The organism is Streptomyces sp. NPDC050439, from assembly GCF_040655335.1.
Lineage (GTDB): Bacteria > Actinomycetota > Actinomycetes > Streptomycetales > Streptomycetaceae > Streptomyces.
In genome coordinates, this window is the sequence record NZ_JBFAJT010000004.1 from 308,645 (window position 1) to 325,416 (window position 16,772).

The window sequence follows — 16,772 nt, forward strand, 5'->3', positions numbered from 1 at the left end:
ATTGATTCGGGAAATAGCTACACTCTGTTCTGTTGATCGGAGGTGGCTATCAGTGCGAGCCATAAATAGGGGCAAGCAGCCCAGCCTGGCGCAGCTGCGCGCCTTCGCGGCCGTGGCCGAACATCTGCACTTCAGGGACGCGGCGGTAGCAATAGGGATGAGTCAGCCCGCGCTCTCCGGCGCCGTGTCCGCCCTGGAGGAGACACTCGGTGTCACCCTGGTCGAGCGTACGACCCGCAAGGTGCTGCTCTCGTCGGCCGGTGAGCGCCTCGCGGTGCGGGCCAGGGCCGTGCTCGAAGAGGTCGGGGCGCTGATGGAGGAGGCCGACGCGGTGCGCGCGCCCTTCACCGGGGCGCTGCGGCTCGGCGTGATCCCGACCGTCGCGCCCTACCTGCTGCCCACGCTCATCGGGCTCGTCCACGAGAAGTACCCGGACCTGGACCTCCAGGTCCATGAGGAGCAGACCTCCTCGCTGATCGAGGGGCTCGGTGCCGGACGGCTCGACCTGCTGCTTCTCGCCGTGCCGCTCGGTGTGCCCGGCGTCACCGAACTCCCCCTGTTCGACGAGGACTTCGTGCTCGTCACGCCGCTCGACCACTGGCTCGGCGGGCGCGAGGGAATCCCGCGCGACGCCCTGCGCGAGCTGAATCTGCTGCTGCTCGACGAGGGGCACTGCCTGCGCGACCAGGCGCTGGACATCTGCCGGGAGGCCGGGCGCGCGGATGCCCCGGTGACCACGACGGCCGCCGGGCTCTCCACCCTCGTACAGCTGGTGGCCGGCGGGCTCGGAGTGACGCTGCTCCCGCGCACCGCGGTCCGCGTCGAGACCAGCCGCAGCAATCAGCTGCTCACCGGGTACTTCGCGGACCCGGCGCCGACCCGGCGGATCGCCCTGGCGATGCGTACGGGCGCCGCGCGTGCGGCGGAGTACGAGGCGCTTGCCGCCGCGATGCGGGGGGCCGTGCAGCCGTTGCCGGTGCGGGTGGTGTGACCCCGCACCGGCAACGTACCGCCCCTGGTGGGGGAGTTACTCCGTGCGCAGGCCGTCCGGGCGCATCATGCGCCACAGCGGCGGCAGGCTGAGCACCGTCACGACGGCGACGAGGGCGGCGCCCGCGACCGTCAGGGGAGCGAAGAGCCACCAGTCGGTGACCGACTTCTCGATCATGCGGACCATGACCCAGCCGAGGCCGAGCCCGCCCGCCACGGCGAGCGCCAGGCCGATCGCGACCGGGATCGCGGTCTGCCACAGGATCGACCACGCCATCGATGTGCGGCGGGTGCCGAACGCGGTGAGGGCGGCGAGGAGGCGCTTGCGTTCCCGCAGTTGCTCGATCATCGAGACGAGCATGGACGCCGCGATCAGCGCCATCGTCGCCATCGCGCCGATCTGCAGGCCGGTCTGGATGGTGGCGTACTGCTTGTCGCGCTCGACCGCCCGAAGCGTCATCACCTGGAGGAACGGGTCGACGCGGGCCGCGGTGTTGCGGATGTACTCCTCGGCGTCCGGGGACTTGGGGTCCACCTGGATCATCGCGGTCGTCGAGGCGTCCTTCATCTTGGCCATGTCGATCGCGCCGGGCGTCGCGTAGATGCCGTCGTGCAGGTCGCCGCCCGGGTCGGGGCGGGCCTTGACCGTGCGGGAGTCGGCGGGCAGCGTCCAGGGGACGTGCCGCTTGCCGGGGTCGTCCCAGCTGTCGACGCTCAGGTCGACCGGCTTGCCGGGGCGGGCCGACTTGTCGACCCACGCGTTCAGCCTCTTGTTGCCGGTGTGCACGACGAAGGTGTCGCCGTCCCGGCACGAGCCGATGCGGGCCAGCTCGCGCAGGTTCGCGCAGGTGCCGACCGTCAGCTCGGTGAGGGGGCGGAAGTCCTCGTCGCCCTCCAGCTTGCCCGGCCGCACGACGTACGAGGTGGTCGTGGCGATGACGTTCTTGACGCCCTTGGTGGCGCGGAACTTCTCGATCATCCGGCCTGCGAGCGCGCCGTCGCCGACCTCCGCGCGGACCGAGATCTTGGCCCGTCCGGGGTCGTTGTCCGTCGTCGTGTTGAAGTCGTCGTGCATCGCGACGAACAGCATCTGGAGGGCGATGGCGCCCGCCACCGCGACCGTGATGCCGCTGACCGCGCGTGCCGCCGTGCCGCTGCTCAACTGGAGCCTTCGGGTGGCCAGTTGCCAGGGCACGGGCCCGCCGCCACGCAGCCGCGCCACGCAGGTCTCGACGAGCCAGGGCAGCAGCACCGCAAGGCCCACCAGGGTGAGCGTCGCGCCGGCGCCGATGGCGAAGACCGGCGGAGCGTAGTCGCCGCCGACCTGGCCCGCGGCGAGCAGGATGCCGAGGCCGACGAGCGGCATCACGACGCGCCACCACACGCGGCGCTTACGGGGTTTGGTGCTCCGCACGACACCCAGCGGCTCGATGGAGACGGCCCGCAGCGAGATCAGCGTGACCAGGACGGAGGTGACCGGCACGGCGAGCAGGATGAGGACGGCGAGGCCGGGCACCGGGACCACGTCGGAGGGGAAGGCGCTGATCTTCCACCCTTCGAGGGTGCCGATCACCTCGCGCACGCCCAGGAAGAACAGACCGCCCAGTGCAAGGCCGAGCAGCGCGCCGCACAGGGCCTCGCCCGCCGCGATCCGCCGCACGCTGGGGGCGTCGGCGCCGACCAGACGCAGCGCGGCCAGGCGCCGGTCGCGCCGGTCGCCGCCGAAGCGGACCGCCGTGCCGATGAAGATGACCACCGGGGTCAGCAGGACCACGCAGATCAGGACGACCAGGACGATCAGCATCGGGTCCAGGGGCTCCGCGGCCTCCTTGTAACCGAAGTCGGCCACGCGGTGGCCGCCCTTGGCCGGGGTGAGGGCGTCGGAACCGGCGTAGTAGTAGAGCTCCCTGGGGTTGGTCAGGCCCGCGTCGCCGACGGTGCCCGTGATCCGGTACTCGCCGAACCGTTCCTTCAGGAGGGCGCCCTCGGAGCTGTCCAGGAGCTCGCGCAGGGCGGGCGACACGACCATCTCGCCGTCCGCCGGGATCTTCTCCAGGCCGGGCGGCAGGGTCGGGTGCGCGCCGTCGGCGCGCAGCACGCGGCCGCTCACCGTCGCGTCGCGGAAGTCGGTGGGAACGTCGCGTTGCAGGACCGTGGAGTCCGACCGCTCGACCTTCTTGCCGGTGAACTGGTCCTCGGCCGAGCGGGCCACCGAGCGGTCCTCGCGGTGCTGGAGCAGCGTGGGCACGGATGCGGCGCCGAGCAGCAGGGCCACGCCGAGGCCGACGCCGACGGCCGTCAGGAGGGTGCGCGTCCAGCCCTCGCGGCCGCCGCCGACGGCGAAGCGGATGCCCATGGCGAGGTCGCGGACGAAGGCGCGGGGGCCACCCTTGGACCCAGCCGCGGCGGCGTCGGCGAGCGGCGGCCGGGGCGCCGTCTTGGCCCTGGTGCGCGAGTCGAGGCTCATATCGCGCGCTCCATGTCCCGTGACCTGCCGTCGCGTACGACGATCTCGCGGTCGGAGTAGGCGGCGACCCGCGTCTCGTGCGTGACCAGGACCACGGCGGCGTTCGTCGAGCGCGCGGCGTCGGTGAGCAGCTCCATGACGCGCTCGCCGTTGAGGGAGTCCAGGGCGCCGGTGGGTTCGTCGGCGAAGAGCACGCGCGGGTTCGTGGCGAGCGCGCGGGCCACGGCGACGCGCTGGCCCTGCCCGCCGGAGACCTCACCGGGGCGCTTGGCGGCGACGTCCTCGACCTCCAGGCGCTCCAACCAGGTACGGGCGGTCGCCTCGGCGTCCTTGCGCCTGGCGCCGTTGAGCCGCAGCGGAAGCGCGACGTTCTCCACGCACGTCAGCTCGGGGACGAGCTGCCCGAACTGGAAGACGAAGCCGAACTCGCTGCGGCGCAGGGCGCTCAGCGTGGCGTCCGGCAGGCCGGTGAGCTCGCGGCCGTTGTACGTGATGGAGCCCGAGTCGGGCTTCACGATCCCCGCGAGGCAGTGCAGGAGCGTGGACTTGCCAGAGCCGGAGGGGCCCATCACGGCGACGACCTCGCCGGGATGGATGGAGAACTCGGCGTCGTCGAGCGCGGTGGTCGGACCGTACGCCTTGCGGAGCCCGGAGGCGGTGAGAAGGGAACCGGCGGGGGTCATGCGGAGCGGACCTCCTGGGCGAGCTTGCCGAGGCGCGCGGCGGCGAGTTCCAGCCAGCGCAGATCGGCTTCGAGATGGAAGAGGGCGTGGTCGCAGATCAGCTGGTCGGCGAGGTCGCCCTTGCGCTTGCGGTCGGTGAGTATGCGCATCAGGCGCAGGTGTTCGGCGCGCTGGGCGTCGAGCATCTCCGAGGCGTCGCGCTCGGTGAGGAGCGCGAGGACGACCTTCGTGTAGAGGGTCGACTGGAGGTAGGGCTCGGGCTTCTCGGGGGTGGCGAGCCAGCGCTCGACATCGGTGATGCCGGCGTCGGTGATCGCGTACCGCTTGCGCTCGGGGCCGCCGCCCGCCTCTATGCCGTCGACCTCGACGAGGCCGTTCTTCAGGAGGCGGGACATGGTCGAGTAGACCTGCCCGTAGTGCAGTGGCTTGTCGTGCCCGAACTTCTCGTCGAAGGTGCGCTTGAGGTCGTAGCCGTGGCGCGGGCCCGACTCAAGGAGGCCGAGGAGGGTGTGACCGATGGACATGCGGAGCACTCTACACCGTGTGTATACGTGGCATGTATACCTGTCACGGGGAGCTCACAGGTTCGAAAGGCGGGCAACCTTTGCGGGCCTGCGTTCGTCGGTAATCAGGGACAGGTGCTCATTGTCACGTCCGGAAAAGACCGGATCGGCAGGAGTTTGTCCCAGGGTGCGGTGTTAGCTTCATGAGCTGACTCGACGTACGCATGAGGACTAGACGGAAGCGGAGCACTCAGAGCCATGGGCCGAGCGGAAGAGCGACAGGCGCGGCAGCGCGGCGCGCGCCGGGCAGGGCGCGTACGCCCAGCCGGCGGCGGCAAGCCCAAGCGCACGGGCATACGCCGCTTCTTCACGCTGAAGAAGATTCTCGGGACGTTCTTCGGGCTCTGCCTGCTCGGCATGCTCGGCTTCGTCGTCCTCTACATGATGGTCGACGTGCCCGAGGGCAACGCGGCGGCCAAGCTCCAGAGCAACGTCTACAAGTACAAGAACGGCGATGTCATCGCCAGGACGGGCGAGCTGAACCGCGAGGTCGTCGACCTCGCCAAGGTGCCCAAGAAGGTCCAGCGCACGTTCGTGGCCGCCGAGAACAAGTCCTTCTACAAGGACAAGGGCGTCGACTTCAAGGGCACGGCCCGCGGCCTGATCAACACCGTCACCGGCAAGGGCAAGCAGGGCGGCTCGACGATCACCCAGCAGTACGTCAAGAACTACTACCTGACGCAGGACCAGACGGTGACCCGTAAGTTCAGGGAACTCGTCATCTCGCTGAAGGTGGACCAGAACAGCAGCAAGGACAAGATCCTCGCCGGGTACATCAACACCAGCTACTACGGCCGCGGCGCCTACGGCATCCAGGCCGCCGCCCAGGCGTACTACGGCATCGACGCCGAGAAGCTGAACGTCACGCAGGGCGCCTACCTCGCGGCCCTCCTCCAGGCCCCGAGCCAGTACGACTACACCTCCGCCACGCCCGCCAGCAAGAAGCTGGTCAAGGCCCGCTGGAACTACGTGCTCGACAACATGGTCGAGGAGAACTGGCTGTCGGCGAGCGAGCGCGAGGGCCTCACGTTCGACAAGCCGGACGAGCCCAAGGCGGCGCCCGGTCTGGAGGGCCAGACCGGCTATCTCGTGAAGGAGGCCAAGGCCGAGGTCATGAAGGCCGGTCACCTCAGCGAGGAGCAGTTCGACGCGGGCGGCTACACGATCACGCTCAACATCGACAAGAAGAAGCAGCAGCAGCTCGAGAAGGCCGTCGACAAGAAGCTGAACAAGCAGCTCGACCCCGACAAGCGCAAGGCCGACGCCCGGGTGCAGGCGGGCGCCGCGTCCGTCGACCCCAAGACCGGCAAGGTCCTCGCCATGTACGGCGGCGAGGACTACGTCAAGCACTACACGAACAACGCCACCCGGCGTGACTACCAGCCCGCCTCCACCTTCAAGCCGCTCATCCTGGCCGCCGCCCTGGAGAACGGCGCCAAGACCCAGTCCGGCCAGCCGATCACGGCGAGCACGGTCTACGACGGCACCAGCGAGCGCCCGGTCAAGGGCAGCGACGTCGCCTTCGCGCCGCCGAACGAGGACGACAAGAGCTACGGCCAGGTCACCGTCCAGAAGGCGATGAACAAGTCCATCAACTCCGTCTTCGCGCAGATGGGCGTGGACGTCGGCATGGACGACGTGCTGGAGACCGCGGGCAAGCTCGGCATGGACGTCGAGAATCTGCCCGCCGTGCCCGCCCAGACCCTGGGCACCATGGGCGCGAGCCCGCTGGAGATGGCGGGCGTCTACGCGACGCTCGACAACCATGGCGTGAAGGTCACCCCGGCGGTCGTGGCGTCCGTCGAGCACAAGGACCGCACGATCGAGCTGCCGGATCCGATCGGCGAGAAGGTGGTCGAGCGCGGCACCGCCGACTCGCTCACCTCGGTCCTGACCGGCGTGGTCGACGACGGAACGGGCCGCGCGGTGCGCAGCCCCGTGCAGGACGTGGCGGGCAAGACCGGTACGTCCGACGACAACAAGTCGGCCTGGTTCACCGGCTACACGCCGAAGCTGGTCACCTCCGTCGGCCTGTTCGGCGAGGGCGCCGCGGGCACCGCCGAGCAGAGCAAGCAGGTCTCCATGAAGGGCGCGGGCGGTCTGCCGCGCGTCGACGGCGGCAGCTTCCCGGCGCAGATCTGGGCGGCGTACACCTTCGACGCGATGGGCTCGCCCAGCGAGTTCGATCTGGACACCTCGATGGGCGCGGCCGTCGCGCCGCCCCCGGAGCCGACCACGCAGGCCCCCAAGGAGCCGACGGAGGAGCCCTCGGAGACCGAGGACCCGACGACGAAGCCGCCGACGGACGACCCGACGACGGACAAGCCGACGGAGGAGCCGACCACCGAGGAGCCGACGGAGGATCCCACCACTCAGGAGCCGACGGACGACCCGGCCGAGCCGGACCCGACGGACTCCATCGAGATCCCGGAGAACCCGAACGGGCGGCCCAACAGGGACTGACGGCCACACGGCACGGCGAAGGCCCCGGAAGCAGACGCTTCCGGGGCCTTCGCCGTGAACTGCTCCGCGCTCAGCTGTGGTTCAGCTCGAACCAGACCACCTTTCCGGTGCTCAGGCGCGTCGCGCCCCAGCGCCGGGCCAGCTTGTTGACCAGGTAGAGCCCCCGGCCGCCCTCGTCCGTGGCCCGCGCCTGGCGCAAGCGCGGCAGTTGCGGCACGTCGTCGCCGACCTCGCAGCGCAGCACGTCCGTACGCAGCAGGCGCAGGGTCACGGGGCGCGACGCGTACCGCACGGCGTTCGTGACGACCTCGCTGACCAGGAGCTCCAGGGAGTCGGTCAGCTCTTCGAGGCCCCAGCGCTCCAGGGCGCTGCGGGCCAGGCGGCGGGCGCGGGCGGGCGTGGCGTCCTCCGGTTCCAGGAACCAGTACGCGACGTCGCTCGGCGCGATGCCGTCGAAGCGGGCGGCGAGCAGCGCGATGTCGTCGTCCCGGTCGCCGGGGCCCAGCATGTCGAGCACGTCGTCGCAGAGGGCTTCGAGGGGCGGTGGATGGTCGTGGCCCGTCAACTGGGCGGTGGCGGCGAGCCGTTCGCGCAGCTGCTCTATGCCCGTCCACACGTCACGCAGCCGGGACTCGACGAGGCCGTCCGTGTAGAGCAGCAGGGTGGCGCCCGCGGGCGCGTCCAGCTCCACGGCCTCGAAGTCGACCCCGCCCACGCCGATGGGGGCGCCCGGCGGGACCCGCAGGACCTCCGCGCGGCCGCCCAGGTGCAGCAGGACGGGCGGCGGGTGACCGGCGTTGGCGATGGTGATGCGGTGCGCCACCGGGTCGTAGACCGCGTAGAGGCAGGTCGCCATGCGGTCCGAGCCGAGCCGCTGCGCCTGCTCGTCCAGGTGGTGCAGGACCTCCTGGGGCGGCAGGTCGAGCCCGGCCAGGGTCTGCGCGGTCGTCCGCAGCTGGCCCATGATCGCCGCCGAGGTCATGGAGTGCCCCATGACGTCGCCCACGACGAGCGCGACCCGGCTGCCGGGCAGCGGGATCGCGTCGTACCAGTCGCCGCCGACCCGGGCCGTCTCGGCCGCCGGGAGATAGCGGGACGCGAGACGGACGCCGGTCGGGCGCGGCAGGGTCTCGGGCAGCATCGTGCGCTGCAGCTCGTCGGCGATGTACGCCTCGCGGCCGTAGAGCACGGCCTTGTCGATGCCGAGCGCGCTGTGCGTGGCCAGTTGGGCGGCGACCAGGAGGTCGTCGTTCTCGAACGCGGGCCGGTCGGGGCGGCGCAGGAACACCGCCGCGCCGATCACCCGGCGCCGGCCCCGCAGCGGCGCGAGGATCGTCCGCTGCCCCGAGGGCACGGAGCGTCCCTCGCCGAGCAGTTCGGGCAGTGCGGCACGGGCGGCGGGGGCGTCGGCGAAGACCGGGCGCACGCCGCGCAGGACCTCGGCGAGGGCACCGCCGGGGCTCACCTCGCACAGCTCGGCGGTCGTCACCAGGTCGCTCTGCACCTGGAGGGCGGGCAGGGCGGTGCCGTCGGTGTCCGGCTCCTCCGCGCCCTCCTCGATCGAACGCAGCCGGTCGGTGCGGCGCAGCCGCAGGATGAGCGCGCCGCTGGGCCGCTCCTCGCCGACCGGCAGCGGGTCGCGCAGATAGACCAGTATCGCGTCGGAGAACGTCGGCACCGTGGCCCGGCACAGGCCCATGACGATCTCGTCCAGGTCGATGCCGCGGGCGATGCGCCGGGTCGCGGCGCCCACGAAGCGCAGCCGGTCGCCGTCGCGCCGCATCGCCGCGGGACCGGAGCCCGCAGGTCGTGGCTGTCCCGTACGCCGCTCCTCACCGCCGGGGGCGCCCGGGGGGACGCCGTCGGGCTCGTCGTGTCCGCCGCCCTGCCCGGACCCCTGGTCGGGGCGCGGCCGGTGCGGGTCGGGCTGCTGTCCGGGGAGCCCGGACGGCTGGGAGTGCTCGTCGCTCGGGCTCGCGGTGCAGTCGCCCGTACGGGCCTGGGCCTGGGCCGGGAAGGCGGCCGCGCCCGGGGTGTCCCGCGCCTTGTGGGCACGCGCCTGCGCCCCGCGGGGTTCCGCGGGGGCGGCGGGCCGGGCAGCTCGGGGCTGTCGGCCCTCGTCGGGGATGGAGTGCTCCGTCACGCGTTTCGAATCCGTCCGTCCGGGGCTGCGCCTTGGTGTCCGGGGGCTACGTTGGTCAGCCGCGTCGGCAGTGCATAAAGAGCTGGTGCTCGGGTGGTACGTCGGTGCTGGCGGGGGCGTAGGAGTACGTGTCCTCGTCGACGATGTCGAAGCCCGCGTCACGCACGACCTGCCGCAGTTCCTCCCGCAGGTAACCGGATACCCGGATTGTGTGCCCCAGGAACGGAATTCCCGCGTCGTCCAGGTCGGCCTCGACCATGGACAGCGCGAGCAGGCCACCGGGGCGCAGCAGTCCGTGCAGCAGCCGCAGAGCGTACGGGATTTCTGCGCGCGGCAGCATCAGGAGCGCGAAGAATGCCGCGATCCCGTCGAACTTCCCGACGCCGTCCGGGCCTTCGGCGCGCAGCGCCGCCACGTCGAGCTGCCGGAACTCGGCGTGGTGCGCGGGCACGTTCTTCCTGGCGAGGTCGAGCATGCCCGACGAGAGGTCGATGCCGAGGACGAGGTGCCCGGCGTCGGCGAGTTGACGGGAGGTCGGGACGCCGGTGCCGCAGCCCACGTCGAGCACCCTGGAGCCGGGCGGCAGCGCGTCGGCGAGCCTGCGGCCCGCGGCCACTTGCCCGTCCTTGTGGGGAAACGCCTCGTCGTAGTGCCTGCCGATGGCGTCGAAGGCCTCCGCCTGGCCCGTCCGGTCGGGCAGCGGGCCGGATGGCCCGCCGTACCCGTCGAACTCGCTCGCCTCGCTCACGTTCTGCCGCCCTTCGATGACACCCTGTCAGGCAACGCGCAAGCTCAGGGAGTTGCTGCTGAGTTGCTGCTGTGCGCCCTTGCGGAGGACGATCCTACGTTTGAACCATGGGGGCGCATCAAGGGTCTCATGACGTCACATGCGCGGGCGTGCGGTCCCAGTCATCCGGAAGGGGTGGAATCGCCCAGTCCGGATCGGGCCGCCAGTGCTGCCAGTTGTCCGAAAAGGGCCGCCCCCACGAGCGGATCACGTCGAGGGCAGCATGCCCGGCCGCCCATACCTCCCGTGCCTTTTCCGCGCCCATCAGACCGGCGCGCTGGGCCTGGGCGAACTCGTCCTCGTCGTGCCACTGCCACGTACGGTCCGGCCGCACGGAGATGTCCAGAAAGTGATCCTCGGAATCGATGCCTCCGGCCCAGCGGGTGCGTGGCTCCTCGAGGTTCACGTACCAGCTCTTGAACCGCCATCCCGGGTCCCAGAAGAGCCACACCGACCAGGGCTCCGCGGGGCGGGCCAGCTTCAGCACGCCGGTCCCGGACCAGTGGCCCGTGCGCAGGGCGCGAGGCTTCGTGTAGCGGGTGGCGAGCGGCTCCTGGTGGACGGAAGTCCCGTCGGCCATCACGGGTTTCACGCATTCCGTGCCGGGGGCCATCCAGACGGCGAGCAGCTCTTCCGTGTCGCGCACGACCGTGACGGGCCGGCAGATGTGAATGCCGTTCCCGCCGTTTTCCTTGTACCGCCACAGGACGTGGGAGCCGGGGGCCCAGCGTGCTGTCTCGCTGCTCGTCGTTGGCGGCGTGGTGAGGTCTGTCATGCAGAGATATTAGTCGGCGCCCGGACAAGGTCCTCAGAACGTGTCCGGGCGTAAAGGAGAACTGCCTGTGACACGTCCTATGGATGCGTCATCCGCAGCACGTCAAGGGCCTCGTCCAACTGCGTCAGGGTGAGCGCGCCCCGCTCGACGTACCCGCCCTCCAGGACGACCTCCCGGATGGTCTTCCGCTCGGCGAGGGACTTCTTGGCGACCTTCGCCGCCTCCTCGTATCCGATGTACTTGTTCAGCGGGGTGACCACGGAGGGCGAGGACTCGGCGTACTCCCTGGCCCGCTCGGCGTTCGCGGTGATTCCGTCGACCGTCCGGTCGGCGAGGAGCCGCGAGACATTGGCGAGGAGCCGCACGGACTCCAATACGTTCTTGGCGATGACCGGCAGCATCACATTGAGCTCGAAGTTGCCTGCGGCGCCCGCCGCGGCGACCGTCGCGTCATTGCCGGTGACCTGCGCGGCGACCATGAGCACCGCTTCCGGGATGACCGGGTTCACCTTTCCCGGCATGATCGAGGAACCGGGCTGCAGATCGGGCAGGTTGATCTCGGCGAGGCCGGTCCGCGGGCCCGAGGCCATCCAGCGCAGGTCGTTGGCGATCTTCGTGAGGCCGACGCCGATCGTCCGCAGCTGCCCGCTGGTCTCGACGATGCCGTCACGCGCGCCCTGGGCCTCGAAGTGGTCCCTGGCCTCGGTGAGCGGAAGCCCCGTGACCCGGGCCACCTCCTCGATGACGGCCGCCGAGAAGCCGGGCGGGGTGTTGATCCCGGTGCCCACCGCCGTGCCGCCGAGCGGCAGTTCGGCGAGGCGGGGCAGCGAGGCCTTGAGCCGCTCCACGCCGTAGCGCACCTGGGCGGCGTATCCGCCGAACTCCTGGCCCAGGGTCACGGGCGTGGCGTCCATCAGGTGCGTGCGCCCGGACTTCACCACGTCGGCGAACTCCGTCGACTTCCGCTCCAGGGCGGTCGCCAGGTGCTCCAGCGCGGGGATCAGGTCCTGGGTCACGGCGCCGGTGGCCGCGATGTGGATGGAGGAGGGGAAGACGTCGTTCGAGGACTGGGACGCGTTCACGTGGTCGTTCGGGTGGACGCTGCGGCCGAGCCGCTCGGAGGCCAGCGTCGCGAGCACCTCGTTGGTGTTCATGTTGGACGACGTGCCGGAGCCGGTCTGGAAGACGTCCACGGGGAAGTGCTCGTCCCAGCGGCCTTCGACCACTTCGCCCGCCGCGTCCGCGATCGCCTCGGCCACGTCCTTGTCGAGCACCCCGAGATCCGCGTTGACCTTCGCGGCCGCCGCCTTGACCTGCGCGAGCGCGGCGATGTGCGCGCGCTCCAGGCGCTGTCCGGAGACGGGGAAGTTCTCCACCGCCCGCTGCGTCTGCGCCCGCCACTTGGCGTGTGCGGGGACCCGCACCTCGCCCATGGAGTCGTGCTCGATCCGGTACTCACCGCTTGCGCTTGCGCTGGCGTCGCTGGTCATGCCTCGAACCTACCTCTCCGTCAGACCTCGCTGAAAAGTTGAGCACTTGTCTTGTTCTAGGTATTCCCCCTGCTCCTACTCACCAGTAAAACCGTGGGTAACACCAACCGGGGAGGCGCAATGAAGCGCACCAGACAGGGCCGCCGGGGCAGGCCGCGATGTATGTTCGCGGCGGCCGTGGCGATGGCGGCGGTGCTCGGCACCGTGGCGGGCACACCCGCCCAGGCGGCGGACGGCGCGGCGGACGGCACGGACCGCGGGAGCGTCGCACCCGCTTCCACGCCCCTGCCGCCCGAACTGGAGAAGATCCGGGCGGCCGAGGCCACCAAGCTCTACGGCGACCCGGCCGAGCGCCCGCTCGCCGAGCGCAGGACCGGGCTCATCTCCCTCGGCGACAGCGAGATCTCGGGCGAGGGCGTCGGGACGTACGAACTCGGCACCGACGGCCCCGACAACTGGTGCCACCGCTCCCCGGACGCCGCGATCCACCGCACCGGCATCCCCGCGGACGAGACGTACAACGTCGCCTGCTCGGGGGCGCAGACCGTCAACATCAAGATCGGCGGTCAGCAGCAGTACCCCGACGAGCTGGTCCAGAGCGACAATCTCGCCGTCAAGGCGCGCAACACGAAGATCAAGGCGGTGCTGCTCGTCATCGGCGCCAACGACGACCTCCAGTTCGCGCCCGTGATGACCGACTGCGTGACCCGATTCCTGCTCAGCCAGGGCGCCTGCGCGGGCAAGTACACGGCGGGCTGGCAGGCGCGGGTCGACGCGCTCGTGCCCAAGGTCGAGCAGTCCGTACGCGACCTGAAGACCGTCATGAGGGACGCGGGTTACGCGGGCGACGACTACAAGCTGGTCGTCATGGGTTATCCGAGCCCGATCGGCCCCGACTTCCGGGACAACCCCAAGTTCCCCGGCAAGCTGGCGTGCGGCGGTCTCGGCTACGACTCCGACACCGAGTGGGGCCGCAACTACGCCGTCCCCACCTTCGAGACCGGCATGCGCAAGGCGGTCAAGGCCGCGGGCGCGACCTACCTCGACAACTCCCGCCTCTTCCACGGCCATGAGGTCTGCATGGAGGACACCTGGGCGCGCGGTCTCTACGTGGACCTCTCCAACCCCTTCCCGCCGGACTCCAACTCGGTCCGCCAGTCCTTCCACCCCAACGCCCGCGGCCACGCGGCCTTCGCCTCCTGCCTGACGCAGATCTACGACTCAGGCCTGAGCGAGGCCGGCTGCGCGGACCCGGCGAGCACGGGCAGCCCCAAGCTCCACCCGGGCGGCTGGGACGACGCGTACAAACCGCTCAAGAACGCGGGCACCGGGACGTGCGTGGACGTCGACGCGTCCAAGAGCCGTAACGGCACCAAGGTCCAGGGCTGGGACTGCACCGGCAACCGCAACCAGACGTGGTGGTACGACGGCGGGTCCGGCGGGCAGCGGTCGCTGCACACGGGCCTGACCCAGGACCGCTGCCTCGACGTGCCCGACAGCGCGTACAAGGAAGGCACCGCGGTCACGCTCTGGAACTGCCACGGCGGCGGCAACCAGAAGTTCGTGCGTGAGGCGGACACTCTGCGGCCGGCCGCCGCCACCGGGTTGTGCCTGACCCTCGCGGGGGCCAAGGAGCCGGTCAGGCTCCAGAAGTGCACGGGGGCGGCGAACCAGCGGTTCGCCTAGGAGCCCGCCTTCGCGGGGAACTGCGCGTCCTGCGCCGCGGGTGCGCCGTGGCTGGTCGCGCAGTTCCCCGCGCCCCTCAAAAGATCACGCCAGGCCGGGACCGCGCACCGGGATGGATGTGAACGTCGGCTCCGGGGCCGGGTTCTGGAAGAAGTCGTTGCCCTTGTCGTCGACCACGATGAAGGCCGGGAAGTCCTCCACCTCGATCTTCCACACCGCCTCCATGCCGAGCTCCTCGTACTCGACGACCTCGACCTTCTTGATGCAGTCCTGGGCCAGACGCGCGGCGGGTCCGCCGATGGAGCCCAGGTAGAAGCCGCCGTGCGCGTCACAGGCGTCGGTGACCTGCTTCGAGCGATTGCCCTTGGCGAGCATGACCTTGGAGCCGCCCGCCGCCTGGAACTGCTCCACGTAGGAGTCCATCCGGCCGGCCGTCGTGGGGCCGAAGGAGCCGGAGGCGTAGCCCTCGGGGGTCTTGGCGGGGCCCGCGTAGTAGACGGGGTGGTCCTTCAGGTACTGCGGCATCTCCTCGCCCGCGTCGAGCCGCTCCTTGATCTTGGCGTGCGCGATGTCGCGGGCCACGACGAGGGGGCCGGTGAGCGAGAGGCGAGTCTTCACCGGGTGCTTGGTGAGCTCGGCGAGGATGTCGTCCATGGGCTGATTGAGGTCGATCTTGACGACGTCGGCGGACTCGTCCAGGTGGGAGTCCTCGGTGTCCGGCAGGAAGCGCGCCGGGTCCGTCTCCAGCTGCTCCAGGAAGACGCCCTCGGCGGTGATCTTCGCGGTCGCCTGGCGGTCGGCCGAGCAGGAGACGGCGATGGCGACGGGCAGCGACGCGCCGTGCCGGGGCAGGCGCACCACGCGTACGTCGTGGCAGAAGTACTTGCCGCCGAACTGCGCGCCGATGCCGATCTTCTGCGTGAGCTCGAAGACCTTCTCCTCCAGCTCCTTGTCCCGGAAGCCGTGGCCGGTGGGGGAGCCCTCGGCGGGCAGCTCGTCCAGGTAGTGCGCGGAGGCGTACTTCGCGGTCTTCAGGGCGAACTCGGCGCTGGTGCCGCCGACGACGATCGCCAGGTGGTACGGCGGGCAGGCGGCCGTGCCCAGCGAGCGGATCTTCTCCTCCAGGAACTTCATCATGGAGGTCTCGTTCAGGACGGCCTTCGTCTCCTGGTAGAGGAACGACTTGTTCGCCGAGCCGCCGCCCTTGGCCATGAAGAGGAACTTGTAGGCGCCGCCGTCGGTCGCGTACAGCTCGATCTGGGCCGGGAGGTTGGAGCCGGTGTTCTTCTCCTCCCACATGTTCAGGGGAGCCATCTGCGAGTAGCGCAGGTTCAGCTTCGTGTACGCGTCGTAGATGCCGTGCGAGAGCGCCTTCTCGTCCTCACCTTCGGTGAGGACGTTCTGGCCGCGCTTGCCCATGACGATGGCCGTGCCGGTGTCCTGGCACATGGGGAGCACGCCAGCCGCCGCGATGTTCGCGTTCTTCAGCAGGTCGAGCGCCACGAACTTGTCGTTGCCCGACGCCTCCGGGTCGTCGACGATGCGCCGCAGCTGGGCCAGGTGCGCGGGCCGCAGGTAGTGCTGGATGTCGTGGATCGCCTCGGCGGCGAGCGTGCGCAGCGCCTCGGGGTCGACCTTGAGGAACGTCCGCCCGTCGGCCTCGAACGTGGAGACACCCTCGGAGGTCACCAGCCGGTACGGGGTGGTGTCCTCTCCCAGGGGGAGCAGATCGGAGTACTCGAACTCTGGCATTACGGCCATTCCTCACTCGGCAGACAGCGGCGCGGCCTCCATTGGCGACGCGCCAACCAGCGTAGAACGCGACGGGACGGCCGGGCTTGTGAGGTAAGGCTCAGTAGGGCTCAGTAGGGATCGGCGCTGTCCGCTGGGTCGCTCACCGGGTTGTCCACAGGGGTAGTCGCGATCTATCGCGTTTGGGTAGGCTGAGTGGTGTGGACCTAGAAAAGCGCCCTCAGCAGACCCACCCGGAACCGCGGCCGGCAGGCCTGCGCGCGTCGGACGCCGACCGGGACCGCACGGCGGACATCCTGCGCGAGGCGCTCGCCGAAGGGCGGCTGACCGCCGAGGAACACGGCGAGCGGATCGACGGGGTCTATCGCGCCAAGACTATGGGTGAACTGGAGCCGCTGGTCAGCGACTTGCCCGCGGCGAGCGGCGGGACGCGCCCGACGGTGACGCCCGAGCCCGTCCCCTCCCGGCCGTCGGACGGCGTGGTGCCCCCGGTCGCAGACGAGAACATGGTCGCGGTCTTCAGCAGCTCCGTCCGCAAGGGCCGCTGGCGCGTGAGCCGCCGCACGCACGCGTACGCGATCTTCGGCAACGTGGAGATCGACCTCAGCGAGGCGATCTTCGAGCAGCGACAGGTCGTGATCAAGGCGGTCTCCATCTTCGGGAACGTCGAGATCCGCGTCCCGGAGAACATCTCGCTGCGGGGCAACGGCACCGGAGTGCTCGGCAACTTCGAGGTGGACACGCTCGATTCGGCCGAGCGGGACGCGCCGGTCGTCTTCGTCGACGGTTTCGCGGTCCTCGGCAACATCGAGGCGAAGGCGAAGCGGGGCAAAATTGTCCGGGACCTGCACAAGCACCTGCGCAAACATCTCGGCCACTGAGGGGCGCATCCGGGCCACTGACGGCGCGATATTCCGTTCATCGGAACTCAGTGCATAGGCGTGTGCACAGCGGGTAGAGCTGCTCCATCGTC

12 protein-coding genes are annotated in these 16,772 nt (G+C 70.4%); 4 read left to right on the forward strand and 8 right to left on the reverse strand.

The window, feature by feature from the left end; all coding sequences use genetic code 11:
• The first annotated feature begins 52 nt into the window (after positions 1–52).
• The gene (locus tag AB0I66_RS18775; protein WP_363208970.1) at positions 53–991 is read left to right on the forward strand and encodes a LysR substrate-binding domain-containing protein; all 939 of its coding nucleotides are present in this window, start codon (positions 53–55) and stop codon (positions 989–991) included.
• A 36-nt stretch (positions 992–1,027) separates the two neighbouring features.
• Here the strand turns inward: AB0I66_RS18775 and AB0I66_RS18780 are convergent, their stop codons facing one another.
• The 3 genes from AB0I66_RS18780 to AB0I66_RS18790 are packed head-to-tail and all read right to left on the reverse strand — an operon-like array spanning position 1,028 to position 4,664.
• Positions 1,028–3,457: an FtsX-like permease family protein gene (locus AB0I66_RS18780; protein WP_363208971.1), complete on the reverse strand. Its 2,430-nt coding sequence runs from the start codon at positions 3,455–3,457 to the stop codon at positions 1,028–1,030.
• Complete coding sequence (locus AB0I66_RS18785; RefSeq protein ID WP_363208972.1) at positions 3,454–4,140, reverse strand: ABC transporter ATP-binding protein; 687 nt, start codon at positions 4,138–4,140, stop codon at positions 3,454–3,456. The genes AB0I66_RS18780 and AB0I66_RS18785 overlap by 4 nt, the downstream gene beginning before the upstream one ends.
• Positions 4,137–4,664, reverse strand: a complete 528-nt coding sequence (locus AB0I66_RS18790) for a PadR family transcriptional regulator (RefSeq protein WP_363208973.1) — start codon at positions 4,662–4,664, stop codon at positions 4,137–4,139. The genes AB0I66_RS18785 and AB0I66_RS18790 overlap by 4 nt, the downstream gene beginning before the upstream one ends.
• A 237-nt stretch (positions 4,665–4,901) precedes the next feature.
• Here AB0I66_RS18790 and AB0I66_RS18795 point away from each other — a divergent pair, with 237 nt between their 5' ends.
• On the forward strand, positions 4,902–7,166 hold the full coding sequence (locus tag AB0I66_RS18795) for a transglycosylase domain-containing protein (RefSeq protein WP_363208974.1): 2,265 nt from the start codon (positions 4,902–4,904) through the stop codon (positions 7,164–7,166).
• Between the two features lie 70 nt (positions 7,167–7,236).
• Here the strand turns inward: AB0I66_RS18795 and AB0I66_RS18800 are convergent, their stop codons facing one another.
• The 4 genes from AB0I66_RS18800 to AB0I66_RS18815 form a co-directional block, all read right to left on the reverse strand.
• Complete coding sequence (locus AB0I66_RS18800) at positions 7,237–9,309, reverse strand: ATP-binding SpoIIE family protein phosphatase (protein WP_363208975.1); 2,073 nt, start codon at positions 9,307–9,309, stop codon at positions 7,237–7,239.
• 55 nt (positions 9,310–9,364) lie between these two features.
• Positions 9,365–10,057, reverse strand: a complete 693-nt coding sequence (locus AB0I66_RS18805) for a class I SAM-dependent methyltransferase (RefSeq protein ID WP_363208976.1) — start codon at positions 10,055–10,057, stop codon at positions 9,365–9,367.
• Between the two features lie 127 nt (positions 10,058–10,184).
• Positions 10,185–10,871 carry a DUF402 domain-containing protein gene (locus AB0I66_RS18810; protein WP_363208977.1) on the reverse strand — a complete coding sequence of 229 codons (687 nt, stop codon included), beginning with the start codon at positions 10,869–10,871 and terminating at the stop codon, positions 10,185–10,187.
• Positions 10,872–10,948: 77 nt separating this feature from the next.
• Positions 10,949–12,361 (reverse strand): class II fumarate hydratase, encoded by a 1,413-nt coding sequence (locus AB0I66_RS18815; protein WP_363208978.1) that lies wholly within the window; start codon positions 12,359–12,361, stop codon positions 10,949–10,951.
• A 120-nt stretch (positions 12,362–12,481) separates the two neighbouring features.
• On the opposite strand from AB0I66_RS18815, the gene AB0I66_RS18820 reads away from it, so the two are divergent.
• Positions 12,482–14,047: a ricin-type beta-trefoil lectin domain protein gene (locus AB0I66_RS18820; RefSeq protein ID WP_363208979.1), complete on the forward strand. Its 1,566-nt coding sequence runs from the start codon at positions 12,482–12,484 to the stop codon at positions 14,045–14,047.
• A gap of 84 nt (positions 14,048–14,131) precedes the next feature.
• Here the strand turns inward: AB0I66_RS18820 and AB0I66_RS18825 are convergent, their stop codons facing one another.
• Positions 14,132–15,799 (reverse strand): fumarate hydratase, encoded by a 1,668-nt coding sequence (locus tag AB0I66_RS18825; RefSeq protein ID WP_363208980.1) that lies wholly within the window; start codon positions 15,797–15,799, stop codon positions 14,132–14,134.
• A gap of 200 nt (positions 15,800–15,999) precedes the next feature.
• On the opposite strand from AB0I66_RS18825, the gene AB0I66_RS18830 reads away from it, so the two are divergent.
• Entirely contained in the window at positions 16,000–16,680 is a 681-nt protein-coding gene (locus AB0I66_RS18830) for a DUF1707 domain-containing protein (RefSeq protein ID WP_363208981.1), read from the forward strand.
• Positions 16,681–16,772 lie beyond the last annotated feature (92 nt).